Below are 21,302 nucleotides of genomic sequence, written 5' to 3' on the forward strand. Positions count from 1 at the left end.
AATGCGGGAGTCCAGCAAATCCGCAGGTCCTGGATTCCCGCCTGCGCGGGAATGAAGGCTTTTTCAGAGTTTCCCTAGATGATTTCGGAGGTTGGCCGCTGCCGGCGGCGCGGGACCAGCAATATGCCCAAGGCTACCCCCAGAAAGCTGGTCAGCAGATCCCCAGCGATGGCGCCTGCGCTGTCCCAGCCAGTCTCAGGCAATAGGCAGTCGTAACTGACGCTGGTGAGCGCACCGAATTGCAAGGGTTGCTGATCCAGCGGTTGTCCCAGGTTGTACTGGGGTATGGCAGCCCAGTCATCATGGATACGCTGCGTTTCTTCTGGGCTGCATAGATTGCTGTAAAAACTGATGCTGGCTAGGGCTATCAAGCCGAATGCGACCAAGCCGCTGGTGACGAGGCGCCGATTCGGAACCATCAGCGCCAGGCAAATCCCGGCAAGTAGACCGGACAAGAGCTGGATCAAGATGAAGGGATGCATCGGCAGCGCCTCGTAGAAGGCGTCCGGCAGAAATGCCAGCATTCCTCCAAGCAGCTGTGGGCCGAAGTAAACCAAGGCGATGCTAAGCAGGGCGGCTAGCCCCACGCGGATAAAAATAGGCATGACTCGCTCCATGAGTTCGGGGGAGGCGAGCATACATTATCGACGCAGGGCGAGGCCGAACCTGCTTCTAGCTTTCTTGCACCAGTTCTCGCATACGCTGCAGCACCGCATTGAGACCATTGCTGCGTGACGGCGAGAGCTGCCGTTGCAGGCCCAGCTGTTCGAACCAGTCGACCAGGTCGAGCGCTGCCAGTTTGTCACCGCTAAGTCCATCGACCCGGGCCAGCAATATGGCAAGCAGGCCGCGCAGCAGACGAGCTTCGCTGCCAGCGCGGAAATGCCAGACGCCATCCTGGTTTTCTGCCACCAGCCAGACCAGGCTCTCGCAGCCATGCACGCGGTGCTCGTCGACGCGTTCGGCATCGTTCAATGGCTCCAGACGCTCGCCCCATTGCATCAACAGGCGCGCGCGCTGCTCCCAGCCTGGGCAGGTGTTGAAGGCGTCCAGGGCTTGTTGGGCGGCAGGTGGTAGGTTCATCGCGACATTCGTCCTGCACCCGTAGACCCGGCTGGGCGGCATTGCGCGTTAGCCGCGAAGTGGGCGAAGGCATTCGCGGCTGAAGCCGCTCCTACGAGGAGCCATTGGCCGCGTTTCACCGCAGCAGCTCCAGGGCGTTATCCAGGGCGCTGAAGAATCGCTGCAGATCTTCACCATTGTTGTACAGGCCGAGCGAGACGCGAATCGCGCCACTCAGGCCGAGGCCTTTCATCAGTGGCATGGCGCAGTGATGCCCGGCGCGCACCGCGATGCCCTGTTCGCTGAGCAGATGAGCTAGGTCGGCGTTATGCACGCCATCGACGCAAAAACTTGCCAGCGCCAGCTGAGGTTGGCCGAGCAGGCGGACACCGTCACGCGCTTGCAGGCCGGCCAGCAGCTCGGCATGCAGAGCCGCTTCATGCTGGATCACGGCGGCGTGATCCTGACCGTTCAGCCAATCCAGTGCAGCGCCTAGGGCGATGACCGCTGAAACCGCTGGTGTGCCGGCCTCGAAACCCAGCGGCGCAGGGCGAAAGCGCGCCTCGTGGTAGTCAGCATCGAGCACCATCTCGCCGCCGAACTGCCAGTGTTGCAGCCTGGCCAGGGCAGCGCTGCGGCCGTAGAGCAGGCCAACGCCGTCCGGGCCGTAGAGCTTGTGCGACGAGCAGACGTAAAAGTCGCAGCCCAGCGCCTGCAGGTCATGACGACCATGCACCGCGCCCTGCGCCCCATCGACAACGGTGATGGCGCCTTGCGTGCGTGCCAGCGCCAGCAGTTCATTCAGTGGCTGCCAGCGGCCAAGTACGTTGGACAGCTGCGAGACCGCCAGCAGGCGAGTGCGTGGGCCGATTAGCCTGGCTGCTTGCTGCAGATCGATGCTGCCCGTGTCATCGAGCGCCAGGATTACCAGCTCCAGGCCACGACGCTTGGCCAGTTGCTGCCAGGGCAGCAGGTTGGCGTGGTGCTCCAGCTCACTGATGACGATCTGCTCGCCGGGCTGTAGCAGGTGCTCCAGGCCGTAGGCCAGCAGGTTCAGGGATTCGGTTGTGCCGCGGGTAAAGATGATCTCCTCGTTACCGGCTGCATTCAGCCACTGCGCCGCCTTGCCGCGTGTCGCCTCGAAGGCGCGAGTGGCGCGCTCACCCGGCAGGTGCTGGGCGCGATGTACGTTGGCCACGCCGCTGGCCAGGTAGCCGAGCAAAGCGTCCAGCACCGCCTGCGGTTTTTGCGCAGTGGCGGCGCTGTCCAGATAGGTCTGGCCTTCGGCTGCGAGGGCGAGAATGCCGGGAAAGTCGGCACGCCAGGGGGAGGTCAGTGACATGAGAAGCCTATCCCGTAGGGTGCGCCATGCGTACCGGGCCGCATGGCTGAGCGGTGCGCACGGCGCACCCTACGCGGGATCAGTTGTGGGCGTGCAGAGCTTCGTTCAGTTCGATGGCCGACTTGTGGGTCTTGCACTCCACGGCGCCGGTCAGCGAGTTGCGACGAAACAGCAGATCCGGCTGGCCAGCCAGTTCGCGTGCCTTGACCACCTTGACCAGGGCGTTGCCCTCGTCGAGCAGGTTCACCTTGGTGCCGGCAGTGATGTACAGGCCGGCTTCCACGGTGTTGCGGTCGCCCAGCGGGATGCCGATGCCGGCGTTGGCGCCGATCAGGCAGCCTTCGCCGACGCTGATGATGATGTTGCCTCCACCGGACAGGGTGCCCATGGTCGAGCAGCCGCCGCCCAGGTCCGAGCCCTTGCCGACGAATACGCCAGCGGAAACGCGGCCTTCGATCATGCCCGGGCCTTCGGTGCCGCCGTTGAAGTTGACGAAGCCTTCGTGCATCACGGTGGTGCCTTCGCCGATGTAGGCACCCAGGCGCACGCGCGCGCTGTCGGCGATACGCACGCCGGCCGGTACCACGTAGTCGGTCATTTTCGGGAACTTGTCCACCGAGAACACTTCCAGCAACTCGCCTTTGATGCGTGCTTCCAGCTGGCGTTCGGCCAGTTCGCCGAGGTCGACGGCGCCCTGGCTGGTCCAGGCGACGTTAGGCAGCAGCGGGAAGATGCCGGCCAGGTTCAGGCCGTGCGGCTTGACCAGGCGATGCGACAGCAGGTGCAGCTTGAGGTAGGCCTCCGGAGTGCTGCTCAGCGCGGCATCTTCAGCCAGGAAGGTGGCGACCAGCGGGTTGTGGCTTTCGGCCAGGCGGGTCAGCAGCGCTGCTTGAGCAGCGTCCACGCCTTTCAGCGCTTCAGCCAGATCGGCGGCTTGCGCAGTGGTAAAGGCGATAGCCTGGTTGCCGCCCTGGTAGCCGAGCTTCTCGGCGACCTTGGCCACCAGCTCGCTGGCCGGGTTGAGCAGCGGCAGGGCGTAGAAGACTTCCAGCCAGTTGCCCTGGCGGTTCTGGGTGCCAACACCAAAGGCGATGCTGAAGAGAGAGGTGCTCATTAGATGGGTTCCTTACAACGAAATCGGGTGAGATTGATCAGGCCAGCGCGGCTTGGTAGTTATCCGGTTTGAAGCCGACCAGGGTCTTGTTGCCCAGGTCGAGTACCGGGCGCTTGATCATCGACGGTTGGGCCAGCATCAGTTCGATGGCCTTGGCCTGATCGAGATCGGCTTTCTGTGCGTCATCCAGCTTGCGGAAGGTGGTGCCGGCACGGTTCAGGACGGTCTGCCAGCCATGCTCGTTGCACCACTTTTCCAGGTTTGCACGGTCGATTCCGACGCTCTTGTAGTCGTGAAAGGCATAGTCGACCTGGTGTTCATCGAGCCAGGTTCTGGCCTTTTTCATCGTGTCGCAGGCCTTGATGCCATACAGGACGTAACTCATTGATCTTCCTCTGATGAGTGGCGTGCCGGAAGGTCCGGGAAATACGGCCGGCTATTATGCCACGTCGTGTCCTTGCATGGCGGCGGCTGTCGCTGCGATGTGTTACGGCGCTAGAATCGCAGTCTCCCGCTCGTTCCCGCCGGTTTTGCGCCATGCAATTGCTCTACACCATCCTGATCATGTTGCTGGTGGTCAGTGGCACCCGTATTTCTGCTCAGTTCATTCCCTTGCCATTGCCGCTGCTGCAAATTCTGATTGGCGCGCTGTTGGCGATTCCCGTGCTGGGGCTGCACGTGCGGCTCGACCCCGAGTTGTTCCTGTTACTGTTCATCCCGCCGCTGCTGTTCGTCGATGGCTGGCGCATGCCCAAGGGACAGTTTCGTCAGTTGCGCACGCCGATCCTGTTGCTGGCGTTCGCGCTGGTGTTCTTCACCATTCTCGGCGCTGGGCACTTCATCCACTGGCTGCTGCCGCAGGTGCCCCTGGCTGCCTGCTTCGCCCTGGCGGCGGTGCTGTCACCGACCGATGCGGTGGCAGTTTCGGCAATCACCCACGGCCGCCTGCCGAGTACCTTGAACAATTTGCTGCAGGGCGAGGCGCTGATGAACGATGCCTCTGGCCTGGTGGCGTTCAAGTTCGCGGTGGCGGCGACCCTGACCGGCGTGTTTTCGATCACCGATGCCAGCATGCAGTTCGTCCTGGTGGCCTTTGGCGGCCTGGCCATCGGTGTCGCGCTCAGTTACATGCTCGGGCGTTTGCGCGCCTGGATGATCGCTCGCGGCTGGGAAGACCCAGCGCCACACGTGTTGCTGCTTCTGCTGCTGCCGTTCGCGGCTTATGTGGCGGCCGAGCACCTGGGGTTATCCGGCATTCTGTCGGCGGTCGCGGCGGGGATGATGCAGAGTCGCCTCGACCTGCTGCCGAGGCAGACCTCCACGCGCATGCTCAACCGCAGTGTCTGGGCCTTGCTGGAGTTCACCTTCAACGGCCTGATCTTCCTGCTGCTGGGCCTGCAGTTACCCGACATCCTCAACGCAGCATTGGGTGAGCATGCGGCGCTCTGGTCGTTCGCCCTGGAGGCGGCGGGCATGGTACTGGCGGTCTATGCAGTGCTGATGCTGCTGCGCTTCGGCTGGGTCTACAGCTATTGGCGAGTGTCCGGTACGTTGCTCCGCCTGCGTGGCGAGCCTACGCGGTTTGCCGGGCAGTCGCGCATTGCCTTGAGTGCGGTGCTGACCCTTGGTGGTGTACGCGGCGCGGTGACGCTGGCGGGTGTGATGTCACTGCCGTTGCTGCTCAACAGTGGTCAGGCCTTTCCCGAGCGTGACCTGCTGATTCTGATCGCCGCCGGGGTGATCCTGGTGTCGCTGCTGGTGGCCAGCGTAGCGTTGCCGCGCATTCTGCCGCGGCTCCCGCAGGACAACGGTGCTCTGCGCGAGCGCGAGCTCAATCGCCACCGTGCGCTGATGCTGGAGTCGGCGATTCGCTACCTGGAATCGGAGGATGAGCGTGCGGCCGATGCCGAAGGGGCGATCACCTCGGTGGAGGTGAAGGCGCGTTTGATGAGCGAGTACCGCGATCTGCTGGAGCGCGCCCGCGATGGTGACGAAGCGCACGAGCAGCAGCGCGAAGTGGATCGCCTGGAATACCGCCTGCGTCTGCAGGCGCTGCGCACCCAGCGGCTGGAGCTGTATCGCATGCGCAAAGACAACGAGCTGGACGACGATATGCTGACCGAGATCCTGCGCGATCTGGATATCGCCGAGGCGCGCCTGCACAAGGGTTGAGTCACAGATAGGCGTAGCCCGGATGCAATCCGGGAGGCCCTATGCAGGCTATCCCCGGATTTCATCCGGCTACACCGTCAGAAGTGCGCGGCTCAGGCCCCTTCATCGCTGTGGGAGGGGGCTTTAGCCGCGGCGGTAGACGTCTTCAGGCGCCGCGAATGAAGCGGGCGATGCGCTCGGCGGCCTCGATGCACTCGGCCAGCGGTGCAACCAGCGCCATGCGCACGCGACCCGCCCCTGGGTTGACGCCATTCACTTCACGCGACAGGTAGGAGCCGGGCACCACGGTGACGTGCTCGGTGGCGAACAGGTCGCGAGTGAACAGGGTGTCGTCACCCGGGGTGCGCGCCCACAGGTAGAAGCCGCCATCCGGGCGCTGCACGTCCATCACCGGCGCCAGGATGTCGAGCACGGCAGCGAATTTCTCACGGTACATGTCGCGGTTGGCGCGTACATGCGCTTCGTCGTTCCAGGCGGCGACGCTGGCCAGCTGGGTTTGTACCGGCATGGCGCAGCCGTGGTAGGTGCGGTACAGCAAGAAGTGCTTGAGGATGTTGGCGTCGCCGGCGACGAAGCCCGAGCGTAGCCCTGGCAGGTTGGAACGTTTGGAGAGGCTGTGGAACACCACGCAACGGGCGAAATCGCTACGGCCCAGTTCCGCGCAGGCGCTGAGCAGGCCGGGCGGAGGTGCATCCTCATCGAAATACAGCTCGCTGTAGCACTCGTCGGCGGCGATGACAAAGTCGTACTCGTCGGCCAGGGCGATCAGTTTCTTCAGCGTCTCGACCGGGATCAGCGCGCCGGTGGGGTTGCCCGGCGAGCAGAGGAAGAGAATCTGGCAGCGCTGCCAGGTTTCGGCCGGTACGGCATCGAAGTCCGGGTTGAAGCCATGGGCTTCCAGGCATGGCAGGTAGTGCGGCTCGGCCCCGGCGAGAAACGCTGCGCCTTCGTAGATCTGGTAGAAGGGGTTGGGGCTGACCACCAGGCCCTTGGCGTTGCGGTCGACCACCGCCTGGGTAAAGGCGAACAGGGCTTCGCGCGTGCCGTTGACCGGCAACACATGACGCGCGGCATCCAGCCAGCCAGTCGGCACGCCGAAGCGGCGTTCGCACCAGGTGGCAATGCTCTGGCGCAGTTCCGGCAGGCCGAGCGTGGTCGGGTAAACGGCGAGTTTGTCGAGATTGGCGGTCAGCGCCTGGCCGACGAACTCGGGCGAGCGATGCTTGGGCTCGCCAATGGACAGGGCGATTGGGCGCTTGTCGGCGGCCGGTTGCACGCTGCCGAGCAGTTCGCGCAGTTTCTCGAAAGGGTAGGGCTGGAGCTGGTCGAGGGCTGGGTTCATCGTTATCTCGCGTACTTCGGAAAGCGCGGCGGCGCAATCATATGTTGATCTGCATGGCCTGCGGTTGAGCGCTGGGCTCGGACAGGCGGCGGACGATGGTTTCCTGCAGGCGCGCGCAGAGCTCGGGGTCGGACAGCGGCTGGTTGTTGGCGTCGGTGACGAAGAATACGTCCTCGACGCGCTCGCCGAGGGTGGCGATCTTGGCGTTCTGCAGTGACAGGTCGTATTCGAGGAAGATTCGCCCGATCCGCGCCAACAGGCCGGGGCGGTCCGGTGCGGTCAGTTCGAGGATGGTCACCGGGCGCTGCGCGTCATTGTGGATGGTCACCTGCGGCGCGAAGGCGAAGTGCTTGAGCTGGCGCGGTACGCGGCGCTGGATGATGGTCGGGTAGTCGTCCGGGTTCTTCAGCGCTTCGATCAGGCCTTCGCGGATCTGCTGGATGCGAGCAGGGTTGTTGCCGATCGATCCACCGTCTGCGTCCAGCACCACATAGGTGTCGAGGGTGAACTGGCTGGTGGAGGTGATGATCCGTGCGTCGTGAATGTTCAGGTTGAGCTGGCTCATCGCGGCCACGGTCACGGCGAAGAAGTCATGCTGGTCCGGTGCGTAGATGAAGATCTGCGTGCCTCCCTCGAACTCGCGCTGGGTGGTTTCCTTCATTAATACCAGCGGGCCGCCATCGTTGGGATGCTGGAGAATGGCATCGGTATGCCAGGCCACGTCGGTGGCGGTGTGGCGCAAGAAATAATCGTCGCCGAGCTGGCTCCATAGTTGTTCGGCATCGTCCGGGTCGGTGCCACCGCGCACCAGGGTGTCCAGGGCGGCGTTCTGGGTCTGGCGAATCTGCTCTTCACGGTCCAGTGGGTTTTCCAGGCCACGGCGCAAGGCGCGCTTGGTCTCGGTGTAGAGCTGGCGCAGCAGGCTGGCGCGCCAGGAGTTCCACAGGCTGGGATTGGTGGCGTTGATATCGGCCACGGTCAGCACGTAGAGGTAGTCCAGGTGGGTCTGGTCGCCGACGAACTGGGCGAAATCGTGAATTACCTGAGGGTCGGAAAGGTCCTTGCGCTGGGCGGTAGTGGACATCACCAGATGGTGCTGCACCAGCCAGACGATCAGCGCGCTGTCCCATGCCGGCAAGTGATGGCGGCGGGCGAAGGCCTCGGCGTCTACCGCGCCCAGCTCCGAGTGATCGCCACCACGGCCCTTGCCGATATCGTGATACAGGCCGGCGAGGTAGATCAGCTCGGATTTTGGCAGCTTGTCGATCAGCTTGCTGGCCAGCGGGAATTTCTCCGCCAGCTCTGGCCAGCGGAACTTGCGCAGGTGCTTGATCAGATTGAGCGTGTGCGCATCGACCGTATAGATGTGGAACAGGTCGTGTTGCATCTGTCCGACGATATGGCCGAACTCCGGCAGGTAGCGGCCGAGGATGCCGTAGCGGTTCATCCGTCGCAGGTTGCGGTGGATGCCTTCCTTGCACTTGAACAGCTCGATGAACAGGCTGGTGTTGCGGATGTCCTTGCGGAACTCGTCATCGATCAGGTGGCGGCTGTCGCGCAGCAGGCGGATGCTGTCGGCGCGCACGCCCTTGATCTCCGGGTGCTGGGCCATCAGCACGAAGATCTCGATGATGGCGAAGGGCGTGCGCTTGAACACGTTCGGGTGGGTCACTTCGATATAGCGGTCGCGCACCTGGAAGCGGCTGTTCAATGGTGTGGCCGGACCACTTTCACCAGCGCGCAGGATAACTTCCTCGAAGTGCTGGTTGATCAGGTCCGACAGCTCGGAAATCCCCATCACCACGCGGTAGTACTTCTGCATGAAGTGTTCGATGCTGCGCTTGCCATCGCCGTCCTGATAGCCGAACAGGGCGGCGATCTTCACCTGGTAATCGAACAGCAGGCGGTCTTCGGCGCGCCCGGCGAGCATGTGCAGGGCGTAGCGCACCTTCCACAGGAATTCCTGGCTGGAGGAGAGTAGGGCGTACTCGCTCTCCAGCAGGAAACCGTGACTGACCAGGGCCTGCAGATTGAGCGTGCCAAATTGGCGGCGCGCCACCCAGAGTACGGTCTGGATGTCGCGCAGGCCGCCGGGCGAGCCCTTGACGTTGGGCTCTAGGTTGTACTCGGTGTCGTTGTACTTGCCGTGGCGCGCTTTGCGTTCCTCGCGCTTGGCCAGGTAGAAGTGCTTGCTTGGCCACATGGCGTCGGTGCTGGTCACCTGCTGCATGCGCTGGCGCAGGTGTTCCGGGCCGGCAATGGTACGGCTTTCCATCAGGTTGGTGATGACCGTCAGGTCGGCGCGCGCCTCTTCGGCACACTCGTCGACCGAACGCACGCTCTGGCCGACTTCCAGGCCAATGTCCCAGAGCAGGGTGAGAAAGCCTTCGATGGGCTCGCGGAAGATTTCGTGATCGTCGCTGCCCAGCAAAATCAGCAGGTCAATGTCCGAATAGGGGTGCAGTTCGCCACGGCCATAGCCGCCAACGGCGAGCAGAGCGATGTCGGCATCTTCGCTCCAGGTGAAGCGCTTCCAGGCTTCCTGCAGGATCTGATCGACGAACCAGGCGCGGTCTTCGACCAGGCGGCGAATCTCGCGGCCGGCGCGAAAGCGGGCGTCGAGAACCTCATGCGCACCCCGGATGGCTTTCTTGAATGCGGCGATGGGGCTGGATTTTAGCGCCAGCTCTGCCTGGAACTGACCGCGGTCAAACAGTTCGGGGTCCATCTGCGGCATGCAGGTGCCTTCCTTTATATAGGGTGGGGCGCGCTATACGCACCACAAGCTTAAATGGTGCGCATGGCGCACCCTACGAATCGCGCTCAGGCCGAGGTGCGGGCGATGGTGTCGTCGCTGCGCAGGGTCAGGATTTCGTAGCCATCAGCGGTGACCAGCACGGTGTGCTCCCACTGTGCCGACAGCTTGCGGTCCTTGGTGATGGCGGTCCAGCCGTCGCCGAGCAGGCGGGTTTCCGGGCGGCCCTGGTTGATCATTGGCTCGATGGTGAAGGTCATGCCTTCTTTCAGTTCCATGCCGGTGCCGGCCTTGCCGTAGTGCAGTACCTGCGGCTCCTCGTGGAAGACGGCGCCGATACCATGACCGCAGTATTCTCGGACCACGGAGAAGCCGTTCTTTTCTGCGTGCTTCTGGATCACTTCGCCGATATCGCCCAGGCGAGTGCCGGGTTTGACCAGCTCGATGCCTTTATACATGCACTCCTGGGTGATTATGGCCAGGCGTTCGGCCCACTCGGCGACCTTGCCGACCATGAACATCTTGCTGGTATCGCCATGGTAGCCGTCCTTGATCACGGTGACGTCGATGTTCAGCACGTCGCCGTCTTTCAGCGGCTTGTCATTGGGAATGCCGTGGCACACCACGTGGTTGATCGAGGTGCAGATCGACTTGGGAAAGCCCTTGTAGTTGAGTGGGGCGGGGATGGCCTGCTGCACGTTGACGATATAGTCATGGCAGATGCGGTCGATTTCCTCGGTGGTGACACCTGGTTTGACGTGCTCGCCGATCATCTCCAGCACTTCGGCGGCCAGGCGGCCGGCGACGCGCATTTTCTCGATTTCTTCGGCGGATTTGATGGTGACGGTCATATCAGGCTCTCGGGTGCACACGGAAAGGGGCTTATCTTAGCAGCTAGAAGTCACAAGCTATAAGCCGCAAGTAGGCAGTAGCTGGTTCGCCTGGCTCTGCTCTAGCTTGGACTGGTAGCTTGTCGCGGCTTTGTGTGGTATAAAACGCGCCGCTTTGAGGGCGTACGTGCCCGAAAGCTTAAACCCACACACGTATCGACACGGTTTCCTGGGTGCCTTTCGACAAGTTCGAGGGTTGGAAGCTGGGATACGTGGAGGCCTAACCCGACTTATCAAGGAACTATCATGTCCCAAGTCAATATGCGCGATATGCTGAAGGCCGGTGTGCACTTCGGCCACCAGACCCGTTACTGGAACCCGAAAATGGGCAAGTACATTTTCGGCGCGCGCAACAAGATTCACATCATCAACCTCGAAAAAACCCTGCCGATGTTCAACGAAGCTCAGGCTTTCGTTGAGAAGCTGGCTGCTGGCAAGAACAAGATCCTGTTCGTCGGCACCAAGCGTTCCGCTGGCAAGATCGTTCGCGAAGAAGCTGCTCGTTGCGGCTCGCCGTTCGTGGATCACCGCTGGTTGGGCGGCATGCTGACCAACTACAAGACCATCCGTGCTTCGATCAAGCGCCTGCGCGATCTGGAAACCCAGTCCCAGGACGGTACTTTCACCAAGCTGACCAAGAAAGAAGCCCTGATGCGTACCCGTGATCTGGAAAAATTGGATCGCAGCCTGGGTGGTATCAAGGACATGGGCGGCCTGCCGGACGCTCTGTTCGTGATCGACGTTGACCACGAGCGCATTGCTATCACCGAAGCCAACAAGCTGGGCATCCCGGTTATCGGCATCGTCGATACCAACAGCAGCCCGGAAGGCGTTGACTACATCATCCCGGGTAACGACGACGCCATCCGCGCCATCCAGCTGTACATGGGTGCCATGGCCGACGCCGTGATTCGTGGTCGCAGCAACGCTGGTGGCGCCACCGAAGAGTTCATCGAAGAAGCTCCGGCCGCTGAAGCTGCCGAAGGCTAAGCAGTAACGTCGCTCATATAGCGTTACGTGCTGAGCAAAAAGGGGGCTAGGCCCCCTTTTTGCCACTCACAGATTTTGATTTGGTTGAAGACCTACCGAGAGGATTTTCAAGATGGCAGAGATTACTGCAGCCCTGGTTAAAGAACTGCGCGAGCGTACTGGCGAAGGCATGATGGATTGCAAAAAGGCCTTGACCAAGGCTGGCGGCGACATCGAAAAAGCTATCGACGATATGCGTGCATCCGGCGCCATCAAGGCCGCCAAAAAGGCTGGCAACGTTGCAGCTGAAGGCGCTATCGCTGTCAAGGCTGACGGTCAGGCCGCAGTCCTTATCGAAGTCAACTCGCAGACCGACTTCCTGGCTCTGCAGGACGACTTCAAGAACTTCGTCACCAGCAGTGTGGACAAGGCATTCGCCGACAAGCTGACCGACGTAGCTCCTCTGATCGAAGCTCAGGAAGCCGAGCGTACCGCCCTGGTTGCCAAAGTAGGCGAAAACGTCAACATCCGCCGCCTGGTGCGCGTTGAGGGTGACGTTGTCGGTTCCTACCTGCACGGCAACAAGATTGGTGTTGCCGTTGTCCTGAAAGGCGGCGACGTCGAGCTGGCCAAAGACATCGCGATGCACGTTGCTGCAAGCAACCCGGAGTTCCTGCTGCCAAGCGACGTTTCGGCTGAAGCAATCGAGCGCGAGAAGGCTGTCTTCCTGCAACTGAACGAAGAGAAGCTCAAGGGCAAGCCTGCCGATATCGCCGAGAAGATGGTGGCTGGCCGTATCTCCAAGTTCCTGGCAGAAGCCAGTCTGGTTGAGCAGGCGTTCGTCAAGAACCCTGAGGTCAAGGTCGGTGAGCTGGCCAAGAAAGCCGGCGCTGAAATCGTTTCCTTCACTTACTTCAAAGTAGGCGAAGGCATCGAGAAGCCGGTCGACAACTTTGCTGAAGAAGTTGCTGCCCAGCTGGCCGCCAGCAAGCAGTAATCGGTTTTTCGGTATGTGCCCCAAAGAGGCTGCCCGTTTGCGCGGGCGGCCTCTTTGCCGAATAAGGGGTGACGAATAAAGTATCGGTCGTTTCAACGAACGGCCGTTGGCGCTGTCGAAGTGCCGAATAATTGCAGCGCTCAAAGGCGTTGCTGACGAATTTCATATCGCCGCAGGAGAGACTTGCAATGGCTCAGCAGACGACTGGTCGCCAACCTCGCTACAAACGCATTCTGCTCAAACTTAGCGGCGAGGCCCTGATGGGCTCGGAAGATTTCGGCATCGATCCCAAGGTGCTCGATCGCATGGCGCTGGAAGTCGGCCAACTGGTCGGCATCGGCGTGCAGGTCGGCCTGGTGATCGGTGGCGGCAACCTGTTCCGCGGTGCGGCCCTGTCCGCTGCGGGCATGGATCGAGTGACCGGCGACCACATGGGTATGCTGGCAACGGTGATGAACGCCCTGGCCATGCGTGACGCGTTGGAGCGCTCGAACATCCCGGCCATCGTCATGTCGGCGATCTCCATGGTCGGCGTCACCGACCATTACGACCGCCGCAAGGCCTTGCGCCATCTTAAAACCGGTGAGGTGGTGATCTTCGCCGCTGGCACCGGCAACCCCTTCTTTACCACCGATTCGGCCGCTTGCCTGCGTGCCATCGAAATCGATGCCGACGTGGTACTGAAGGCGACCAAGGTCGATGGCGTGTACACTGCCGACCCGTTCAAAGACCCGCACGCCGAGAAATTCGAGCGCCTGACCTATGACGAGGTGCTTGATCGCAAGCTGGGTGTGATGGACCTGACGGCCATCTGCCTGTGCCGTGACCACAACATGCCGCTGCGGGTCTTCAACATGAACAAGCCCGGTGCCCTGCTGAACGTTGTAGTAGGTGGCGCTGAAGGAACTCTGATCGAGGAGGATGCACAATGATCAACGACATCAAGAAAGACGCTCAGGAACGCATGAGCAAGTCCCTGGAATCGCTGGGTCGTAACCTGGCCTCCATTCGAACCGGTCGTGCCCATCCGAGCATTCTCGACAGCATTAAGGTACCGGCCTGGGGCAGCGACATGCCGCTGAATCAGGTGGCTGCAATCACCGTCGAAGATGCGCGCACCCTGAAGATCGTCGCGCATGACAAGACCCTCGGTGCTGCCATCGAGAAGGCTATCCTGACCTCCGATCTGGGCCTGAACCCGAGCAGCGCCGGTACCACCATCCGTGTGCCGATGCCGGCTCTGACCGAGGAAACCCGCAAGGGCTACACCAAGCAGGCCCGCGGTGTTGCCGAAGACGCCAAGGTCGCTGTGCGCAACGTGCGTCGCGATGCCCTGGCCGAGCTGAAGAAGCTGTCCAAGGCCAAGGAAATCAGCGAAGACGAAGAGCGTCGCGCCGCTGACGAGCTGCAGAAGATCACCGACAAGTTCATTGGTGATGTCGACAAGGCGCTCGAGGTCAAAGAAGCGGACCTGATGGCCGTTTGACGGCTGGACGCCCATACATGGACAAGAACAAGCAGGGGGCGGTGCCGCGGCATGTCGCCATCATCATGGATGGCAACAACCGATGGGCGAAGAAACGCCTGTTGCCAGGTGTGGCTGGGCACAAGGCTGGGGTCGATGCGGTTCGCGCGGTGATCGAGGTCTGTGCCGAGTCGGGCGTCGAGGTGCTGACCCTGTTCGCCTTCTCCAGTGAGAACTGGCAGCGGCCGGCCGAGGAAGTCGGCGCACTGATGGAGTTGTTCCTGGGGGCGCTGCGTCGTGAGGCCAAGCGCCTGCTGGATAACGACATCAGCCTGCGCATCATCGGGGATCGTTCGCGATTCCATCCCGAGTTGCAGGCGGCGATGCGTGAGGCTGAGTTGTTGACTGCCGGCAATCGCCGTTTCACCCTGCAGATCGCCGCCAATTATGGCGGTCAGTGGGATATCGCCCAGGCCGCTCAGCGTCTGGCGCGTGAGGTGCAGGCCGGCCATCTGCAGCCTGAAGACATCACCCCTGAGTTGATTCAGGGCTGTCTGGCTACCGGTGATCTGCCGTTGCCCGACCTGTGCATTCGCACCGGGGGCGAGCACCGCATCAGCAACTTCCTCCTCTGGCAGCTCGCTTACAGCGAACTGTACTTTTCCGACCTCTATTGGCCGGACTTCAAGCACGAGGCCATGCGCAAGGCGCTGGCCGATTTCGCTACCCGCCAGCGTCGCTTCGGCAAGACCAGCGAGCAGGTGGAAGCTGAGGCGCGCCCTTAATGCTCAAACAACGAATCATCACGGCGTTGGTGCTGTTGCCCATCGCCCTGTGTGGGTTTTTCCTGCTCGATGGCGGCGCCTTTGCCCTGTTCATTGGTGCGGTGGTGACGCTGGGGGCCTGGGAATGGGCGCGTCTGGCTGGGTTCGAGGCACAGTCTCTGCGTGTGACCTATGCAGTCGCGGTGGCCGTGCTGCTGGGGGCGCTGTACATGGTTCCAGCCGTCGCGCCATTACTGTTGGCGGTGGCGGTGCTGTGGTGGCTGGCGGCGACCGCGCTGGTGATTACCTATCCCGATAGCAGTCGATTCTGGGGCGGCGTTGCCGGGCGTTTATTGATCGGTTTGTTGATTCTGCTGCCGGCGTGGCAGGGATTGGTCCTGCTCAAGCAGTGGCCGCAGGCCAATGCGCTGATCATTGCGGTGATGGTGTTGGTCTGGGGGGCGGATATCGGTGCCTATTTCTCTGGCAAGACTTTCGGCAAGCGCAAGTTGGCGCCCAAGGTCAGCCCGGGCAAGAGCTGGGAGGGGCTGTATGGCGGTCTCGCTGCCAGCCTGCTGATCACGCTTGTGGTCGGTCTGCAGCAGGGCTGGTCCGTTAGTGGATTATTGCTGGCGTTGGCAGGCGCTGCGCTGGTGGTGCTGATTTCGGTGGTTGGCGATCTGACCGAGAGCATGTTCAAGCGTCAGTCGGGCATCAAGGACAGCAGCAATCTGCTGCCGGGGCATGGTGGTGTGCTGGATCGCATCGACAGCCTGACGGCGGCCATTCCGCTGTTTGCTGCATTGCTCTGGCTGGCTGGCTGGGGCTCGCTGTGAGCGCCGTGCAGCAGGTCACGGTGCTGGGGGCGACCGGCTCCATCGGCCTCAGCACGCTGGATGTGATCGCGCGTCACCCCGAGCGTTACAGCGTATTCGCGCTGACTGGCTTCTCGCGTTTGGCGGAGCTGCAGGTGCTGTGTGTGCAACATCGGCCGCGTTTTGCGGTGGTGCCTGATGACGCTTCAGCGCTCGAACTGCAGAGCAATTTGCGTGCGGTCGGGCTGGCGACCGAAGTGCTGGTCGGCGAAGCTGGGTTGTGCGCGGTATCTGCTGATGCGGCTGTCGATTGTGTGATGGCGGCAATCGTCGGTGCGGCAGGCCTCAGGCCGACGCTGGCGGCCGTGCAGGCTGGCAAGAAGGTGCTGCTGGCCAACAAGGAGGCGCTGGTGATGTCCGGCGCCCTGTTCATGCAGGCGGTCAAGCTGAGTGGTGCGGTGCTGCTGCCCGTCGACAGTGAGCACAACGCTATTTTTCAGTGCCTGCCGGGGGACTATGCGCGAGGTCTGCAGGCGGTCGGTGTTCGCCGTGTGCTGCTGACAGCCTCTGGTGGGCCTTTTCGCGAGACGCCGTTGGTCGAGTTGGAACATGTCTCACCGGAGCAGGCTTGTGCGCATCCGAACTGGTCGATGGGGCGCAAGATTTCCGTCGACTCGGCCAGCATGATGAACAAGGGGCTCGAATCGATCGAGGCCTGCTGGCTGTTCGATGCCCGTCCCGAGCAGGTCGAGGTGGTCATTCATCGGCAGAGCGTTATTCATTCGCTCGTCGATTACATCGACGGCTCGGTGCTGGCCCAGTTGGGCAACCCGGATATGCGTACGCCCATCGCCAATGCCCTGGCCTGGCCGGAACGTATCGATTCGGGGGTGTCGCCTCTGGATCTGTTTGCCGTCGGTCGTCTGGATTTCGAGCGTCCTGACGAGCAGCGTTTCCCCTGCTTGCGCCTGGCCCGTGAGGCTGCGCAGGTTGGCGGCAGTGCGCCAGCGATGCTCAACGCCGCCAACGAAGTGGCGGTCGAGGCGTTTCTGCAGCGGCGCATCCGTTTCACTGATATCGCGCGTATGATTGAGTCGGTGTTGAACGCCCAGCCGGTGCAGGCTGTCGAAGCGCTCGATGCGGTGTTCGAAGCCGATGCGCGTGCGCGTGAACTGGCAGGGCAATGGCTCGCGAGTCGTTGATAAGGCCAGTGCGGGTCTGGCGTGCATCAGAATTTGAACGGCCCCTAAGGCTGGAGAAGTGAAATGAGTGGGTTGTACATGCTGGTTGGCACCCTGATTGCCTTGGGTGTCCTGGTCACCTTTCACGAGTACGGACACTTCTGGGTGGCTCGCCGCTGCGGCGTCAAGGTTCTGCGTTTTTCCGTTGGTTTCGGCACGCCACTGGTGCGTTGGCACGACCGTCATGGCACCGAATTCGTGGTAGCTGCCATTCCTTTGGGTGGCTACGTCAAGATGCTCGATGAGCGCGAGGGTGATGTTCCACCCGAACTCGTCGAGCAGTCCTTCAATCGCAAGAGCGTGCGTCAGCGCATCGCCATCGTGGCCGCAGGGCCTCTGGCCAATTTCCTGCTGGCGCTGCTGTTCTTCTGGTTCGTCGCCATGCTCGGCAGCCAGCAGGTGCGCCCTGTGATTGGCGCTGTGCAGCCGGACAGCCTGGCGGAAGTGGCTGGGCTGCGTGCCGGGCAGGAAATTGCGGCAGTCAACGGCGAGGCCACCAGTGGCTGGTCGGCGGTCAACTTGCAGTTGGTAAGGCGTCTGGGTGAGAGCGGCACGCTCGATTTGCGCGTGCTCGAGCCGGGCTCCACCGTCGAGACGTCCAAGCAGGTGCAGTTGAACAACTGGTTGCGCGGTGTCGATGAGCCGGATCCGATCGGTTCGCTGGGTATTCGTCCTTGGCGCCCGGTGCTGGAGCCGGTGCTGGCTGAAGTCGATTCCAAGGGGCCAGCCTATGCCGCTGGACTGCTGGCTGGGGATCGCTTGCTGGCGCTTGATGGTGAGCCCCTGGCTGACTGGCAGGATCTGGTCGACCGCGTACGGGCCTTGCCTGGAGAAGCGATCACGCTGCGCTTCGAACGCGCAGGGCAGGAGCAGGATGTACAGCTGACGTTGGCGTCACGCGGTGAGGGGGCTGATCGCAGTGGCTACCTGGGTGCGGGCGTGCAGGGCGTCGAGTGGCCGCCAGAAATGCTGCGCGAGGTACGCTACGGGCCGCTCGAGGGTATCGCCGAAGGCATGCGTCAGACTTGGGCGATGAGTGTGTTGACCCTCGATTCGCTGAAGAAAATGCTGTTCGGAGAGCTCTCGGTAAAAAACTTGAGTGGGCCGATAACCATTGCTAAAGTGGCGGGCGCTTCAGCTGAGTCAGGGCTGGGGGATTTCCTGAAATTCCTTGCATATCTGAGTATTAGCCTGGGGGTTCTCAATCTGCTGCCCATTCCTGTACTGGATGGTGGGCATCTGCTGTTTTATCTGGTCGAGTGGGTGCGTGGTCGCCCCTTGTCTGAGCGGGTTCAGGGTTGGGGGATGCAGATCGGCATCAGTCTGGTCATCGGGGTCATGTTGCTTGCCCTGGTCAACGACCTCAGCCGCCTGTGAGCATTGCTGAATCGCGTTCTTGAGATTTAAAAGAAGTGTCGCCTAAGCGGCAGTTTTTATCGTCAGTTGGAATAAGAAAGGACTTCATGAAACGTCTGCTGCTACCTGCGGTACTGTCCGCATTGATGATCGCCGAAGTTCACGCCGAGTCCTTCACCATCTCCGATATACGCGTCAACGGCCTGCAGCGGGTTTCCGCTGGTAGCGTATTCGGCGCACTGCCCCTGAATGTGGGCGAGCGGATAGATGATCGCCAACTGGTCGACGCCACCCGTTCTCTGTTCCGTACCGGCTTCTTCCAGGATATCCAGCTCGGTCGCGATGGCGACGTGCTGGTCGTCACTGTGGTCGAGCGTCCCTCCATCTCGGGTATCGAGATTGAAGGCAACAAGGCCATTACCACCGAAGACCTGCTCAAGGGCCTGAACCAGTCCGGTCTGGCCGAAGGCGAGATCTTCCAGCGTGCGACCCTCGAAGGCGTGCGTAACGAGCTGCAGCGCCAGTATGTCGCTCAGGGCCGCTATTCGGCCGAGATCGAAGCTGAAGTGATTCCGCAGCCACGTAACCGCGTCGCGCTGAAAATCACCATCAACGAAGGTACCGTTGCTGCCATTTCCCACATCAACGTGGTCGGCAATACCGTGTTCTCCGATGAGGATCTGGTCGATCTGTTCGAGCTGAAGACCACCAACTGGCTGTCCTTCTTCAAGAACGACGACAAGTATGCCCGCGAGAAGCTGTCCGGTGACCTCGAGCGTCTGCGCTCCTACTACCTGGACCGCGGCTATATCAACATGGATATCAGCTCCACCCAGGTATCCATCACCCCGGACAAGAAGCACGTCTACATCACCGTCAACGTCGAAGAGGGCGAGAAGTACAGCGTTCGCGACGTGAAACTCTCCGGTGACCTCAAGGTTCCAGAAGAAGACGTGCGCGCGCTGCTGCTGGTCAAGGAAGGGCAGGTCTTCTCGCGCAAGATCATGACCACCACCAGCGAACTGATCACTCGTCGCCTGGGTAACGAAGGCTATACCTTCGCCAACGTCAACGGCGTGCCGGAAGCGCATGACGAAGACAACACCGTTTCGATCACCTTCTTCGTCGACCCGGGCAAGCGTGCCTACGTTAACCGCATCAACTTCCGCGGCAACACCAAGTCCGAAGACCAGGTGCTGCGTCGCGAAATGCGTCAGATGGAAGGTGGCTGGGCCTCGACCTACCTGATCGATCAGTCCAAGGTGCGCCTGGAGCGTCTGGGCTTCTTCAAGGAAGTCAACGTCGAAACCCCGCAGGTACCGGGTACCGATGACCAGATCGACGTCAACTATAGCGTCGAGGAGCAGCCGTCCGGTTCTATCACCGCCAGCGTCGGTTTCGCCCAGAACGCCGGTCTGATCCTCGGTGGTTCGATCAGTCAGAACAACTTCCTGGGTACCGGTAACCGCGTCAGCATCGGTCTGACCCGCAGTGAATACCAGACCCGATACAGCTTCGGCTTCGTGGACCCCTACTGGACCGTCGACGGTGTCAGCTTAGGTTACAACGCCTTCTACCGCACCACTGACTACGATGAGCTCGATGTCGACGTATCCAGCTACTCGGTGGACAGCCTGGGTGCCGGTGTCAACATCGGCTATCCGATCAGCGAAACTGCGCGTCTGACCTACGGCCTGACCGTGCAGCAGGACAGCATCGACACCGGCCGTTACACCGTCGACGAGATCTTCGATTTCATTGACGCCGAGGGTGATAACTATCTGAACTTCAAGGGTTCCATCGGCTGGTCCGAGTCGACCCTGAACCGTGGCGTCCTGGCCAACCGCGGTCATTCGCAGAGCCTGGTGCTGGAAACCACGCTGCCAGGTAGCGATCTGTCGTTCTACAAGCTCGACTACCGTGGTCAGGTGTTCACCCCGATCAGCGACAACTACACCCTGCGCTTCCATACCCAACTGGGTTACGGCGACAGCTACGGCAGTACCGCAGAGTTGCCGTTCTACGAGCACTACTACGCCGGTGGTTTCAACTCGGTGCGTGGCTTCGAGGACAGCAGCCTGGGCCCACGCAGTACACCGAGTAGCGGTACCAAGCCGGGCACCCTGCGTGACCCGGATCGGGACCCGCTGCCGTTCGGTGGTAACGTTCTGGTACAGGGTGGCGTAGAGATGCTGTTCCCGCTGCCGTTCGTCAAGGATCAGCGTTCGCTGCGTACCGCGTTGTTCTGGGACGTGGGTAACGTCTTCGATACCAACTGCTCGTCGACTCAGAAGAAGCTCAGCGACAGCTGCAATATCGACTTCAGCAGCATGGCCAGCTCCGTGGGTGTCGGCCTGACCTGGATCACCGCGCTGGGGCCGTTGAGCTTCAGCTTGGCCATGCCGATCAAGAAGCCGGATGATGCCGATACTCAGGTATTCCAGTTCTCCCTGGGTCAGACGTTCTAAAAACTCATTCACCGAAAGCCAACAGTTTTGTTGCAGGAGTGCATTGTGCGTAAGTTGACTCAACTGGTTCTGTTCACCGCCGCTCTGATCGCCACTCCGGCGTTCGCCGAGATGAAGGTGGCTGTGCTGAACTATCAGATGGCGCTGCTCGAGTCGGATGCGGCCAAGCGCTATGCCGTCGATGCCGAGAAGAAATTCGGTCCGCAACTGAACAAGCTCAAGACCCTGGAGAGCGACGCCAAGCGTATTCAGGATCGTATGGTCAAAGACGGCGACAAGATGCAGCAGGCCGAGCGTGAGCGTCTTGAGCTCGAATTCAAGCAAAAGGCCCGTGATTTCCAGTTCCAGTCCAAGGAGCTGAACGAATCCAAAGCCATCGCCGACCGCGAGATGCTGGCCAAGCTCAAGCCGAATCTGGACAAGGCCGTTGAAGAAGTGATCAAGAACGGTAACTTCGATCTGGTACTCGAGCGCGGTGCGGTGATCGATGTCAAACCTCAGTACGACATCACTCGCCAGGTCATCGAGCGCATGAATCAGATGCGTTAAG

General features: G+C 61.4%; 19 protein-coding genes. 11 read left to right on the forward strand and 8 right to left on the reverse strand.

Annotated elements, in window-relative coordinates; translation table 11 throughout:
• Positions 1-74: 74 nt before the first annotated feature.
• The 5 genes from BM059_RS04490 to BM059_RS04510 form a co-directional block, all read right to left on the reverse strand.
• Complete coding sequence (locus BM059_RS04490; RefSeq protein WP_074937014.1) at positions 75-605, reverse strand: hypothetical protein; 531 nt, start codon at positions 603-605, stop codon at positions 75-77.
• Between the two features lie 67 nt (positions 606-672).
• Entirely contained in the window at positions 673-1,083 is a 411-nt protein-coding gene (locus tag BM059_RS04495; RefSeq protein WP_074937016.1) for a SufE family protein, read from the reverse strand.
• A 115-nt stretch (positions 1,084-1,198) separates the two neighbouring features.
• The gene (locus BM059_RS04500; RefSeq protein ID WP_074937018.1) at positions 1,199-2,404 is read right to left on the reverse strand and encodes an aminotransferase class V-fold PLP-dependent enzyme; all 1,206 of its coding nucleotides are present in this window, start codon (positions 2,402-2,404) and stop codon (positions 1,199-1,201) included.
• A gap of 79 nt (positions 2,405-2,483) precedes the next feature.
• Positions 2,484-3,518 carry a 2,3,4,5-tetrahydropyridine-2,6-dicarboxylate N-succinyltransferase gene (gene dapD, locus BM059_RS04505; RefSeq protein ID WP_036998564.1) on the reverse strand — a complete coding sequence of 345 codons (1,035 nt, stop codon included), beginning with the start codon at positions 3,516-3,518 and terminating at the stop codon, positions 2,484-2,486.
• Between the two features lie 37 nt (positions 3,519-3,555).
• Positions 3,556-3,903 carry an ArsC family reductase gene (locus BM059_RS04510; RefSeq protein WP_036998562.1) on the reverse strand — a complete coding sequence of 116 codons (348 nt, stop codon included), beginning with the start codon at positions 3,901-3,903 and terminating at the stop codon, positions 3,556-3,558.
• A 152-nt stretch (positions 3,904-4,055) separates the two neighbouring features.
• Between BM059_RS04510 and BM059_RS04515 the strand changes: the two genes are divergently transcribed.
• A complete protein-coding gene (locus BM059_RS04515; RefSeq protein WP_074937019.1) occupies positions 4,056-5,690 on the forward strand; it encodes a Na+/H+ antiporter in 1,635 nt (544 codons plus the stop codon).
• A gap of 145 nt (positions 5,691-5,835) precedes the next feature.
• On the opposite strand, the gene dapC is transcribed toward BM059_RS04515, so the two are convergent.
• The 3 genes from dapC to map all read right to left on the reverse strand — a co-directional run bounded on the left by dapC (position 5,836) and on the right by map (position 10,638).
• Positions 5,836-7,032 (reverse strand): succinyldiaminopimelate transaminase, encoded by a 1,197-nt coding sequence (gene dapC / locus BM059_RS04520; RefSeq protein WP_074937021.1) that lies wholly within the window; start codon positions 7,030-7,032, stop codon positions 5,836-5,838.
• Positions 7,033-7,069: 37 nt separating this feature from the next.
• Positions 7,070-9,769, reverse strand: coding sequence for a [protein-PII] uridylyltransferase (locus tag BM059_RS04525; RefSeq protein WP_074937023.1), 2,700 nt, complete (start codon positions 9,767-9,769; stop codon positions 7,070-7,072).
• 86 nt (positions 9,770-9,855) lie between these two features.
• Positions 9,856-10,638: a type I methionyl aminopeptidase gene (gene map, locus BM059_RS04530; RefSeq protein WP_074937024.1), complete on the reverse strand. Its 783-nt coding sequence runs from the start codon at positions 10,636-10,638 to the stop codon at positions 9,856-9,858.
• 285 nt (positions 10,639-10,923) lie between these two features.
• On the opposite strand from map, the gene rpsB reads away from it, so the two are divergent.
• The 10 genes from rpsB (at position 10,924) to BM059_RS04580 (ending at position 21,301) form a co-directional block, all read left to right on the forward strand.
• Complete coding sequence (rpsB, locus tag BM059_RS04535) at positions 10,924-11,667, forward strand: 30S ribosomal protein S2 (RefSeq protein WP_036998555.1); 744 nt, start codon at positions 10,924-10,926, stop codon at positions 11,665-11,667.
• A 112-nt stretch (positions 11,668-11,779) separates the two neighbouring features.
• On the forward strand, positions 11,780-12,643 hold the full coding sequence (tsf, locus tag BM059_RS04540) for a translation elongation factor Ts (RefSeq protein WP_036998554.1): 864 nt from the start codon (positions 11,780-11,782) through the stop codon (positions 12,641-12,643).
• A 188-nt stretch (positions 12,644-12,831) separates the two neighbouring features.
• On the forward strand, positions 12,832-13,575 hold the full coding sequence (gene pyrH / locus BM059_RS04545) for a UMP kinase (protein WP_036998553.1): 744 nt from the start codon (positions 12,832-12,834) through the stop codon (positions 13,573-13,575).
• Positions 13,572-14,129 carry a ribosome recycling factor gene (gene frr, locus BM059_RS04550; protein WP_036998551.1) on the forward strand — a complete coding sequence of 186 codons (558 nt, stop codon included), beginning with the start codon at positions 13,572-13,574 and terminating at the stop codon, positions 14,127-14,129. Before pyrH ends, frr begins: the two co-directional genes overlap by 4 nt.
• A gap of 17 nt (positions 14,130-14,146) precedes the next feature.
• Complete coding sequence (gene uppS / locus BM059_RS04555) at positions 14,147-14,893, forward strand: polyprenyl diphosphate synthase (RefSeq protein ID WP_036998550.1); 747 nt, start codon at positions 14,147-14,149, stop codon at positions 14,891-14,893.
• Complete coding sequence (locus tag BM059_RS04560; RefSeq protein ID WP_074937025.1) at positions 14,893-15,708, forward strand: phosphatidate cytidylyltransferase; 816 nt, start codon at positions 14,893-14,895, stop codon at positions 15,706-15,708. The genes uppS and BM059_RS04560 overlap by 1 nt, the downstream gene beginning before the upstream one ends.
• Positions 15,705-16,889, forward strand: a complete 1,185-nt coding sequence (gene ispC, locus BM059_RS04565) for a 1-deoxy-D-xylulose-5-phosphate reductoisomerase (protein WP_074937027.1) — start codon at positions 15,705-15,707, stop codon at positions 16,887-16,889. Before BM059_RS04560 ends, ispC begins: the two co-directional genes overlap by 4 nt.
• A gap of 63 nt (positions 16,890-16,952) precedes the next feature.
• Positions 16,953-18,305: a sigma E protease regulator RseP gene (rseP, locus tag BM059_RS04570; protein WP_074937029.1), complete on the forward strand. Its 1,353-nt coding sequence runs from the start codon at positions 16,953-16,955 to the stop codon at positions 18,303-18,305.
• An 86-nt stretch (positions 18,306-18,391) separates the two neighbouring features.
• On the forward strand, positions 18,392-20,752 hold the full coding sequence (gene bamA, locus BM059_RS04575) for an outer membrane protein assembly factor BamA (protein WP_036998544.1): 2,361 nt from the start codon (positions 18,392-18,394) through the stop codon (positions 20,750-20,752).
• Between the two features lie 45 nt (positions 20,753-20,797).
• Entirely contained in the window at positions 20,798-21,301 is a 504-nt protein-coding gene (locus tag BM059_RS04580) for an OmpH/Skp family outer membrane protein (RefSeq protein ID WP_036998543.1), read from the forward strand.
• Position 21,302 lies beyond the last annotated feature (1 nt).

Origin of the sequence: Ectopseudomonas composti (assembly GCF_900115475.1) — a bacterium.
Taxonomy (GTDB): Bacteria; Pseudomonadota; Gammaproteobacteria; order Pseudomonadales; family Pseudomonadaceae; genus Aquipseudomonas; species Aquipseudomonas composti.